This window comes from Pseudomonas sp. Ma2-10 (genome assembly GCF_054330215.1).
Map to the genome: position 1 here is coordinate 1 of NZ_JBTEYL010000100.1, position 324 is coordinate 324.

Consider the following 324-nt stretch of genomic DNA (forward strand, 5'->3'; position numbering starts at 1 on the left):
CTGAACGCAATAAATGCGCTCGGGATAAATCGCCCCGACGTTGAATGCGTAGGCGTTGCTTTGGATGCCGTGCTCTTCGAGGACGCTGCCGATGATTTTCGGCACCGTGAGGTTCTGGAAGATGCGCTGGTTGATGCGGTGCGCCAGGTAGGACAGTTGCGGGCGCAGGGTCACCGCGTAGCGGGTCAGGCGTTTGCCGGAATCGCCCTGGGCGGCGCGATAGATCTGGCCGTGAATGCCGCTGCCGTCAGGCGAGAGCTGCAAAAAGGCCGGTTTGTGCAGCAGGGTCTCGAGGTCCAGGGACGGCTGTTCACTGACCAGCTC

1 protein-coding gene is annotated in these 324 nt (G+C 61.7%); it reads right to left on the minus strand.

The annotated features are described in order from the left end of the window. Nucleotides 1-324 (minus strand): contractile injection system protein, VgrG/Pvc8 family (locus tag ACXPVS_RS27490; RefSeq protein WP_458512671.1); only part of this gene is annotated, 324 nt, incomplete at both ends.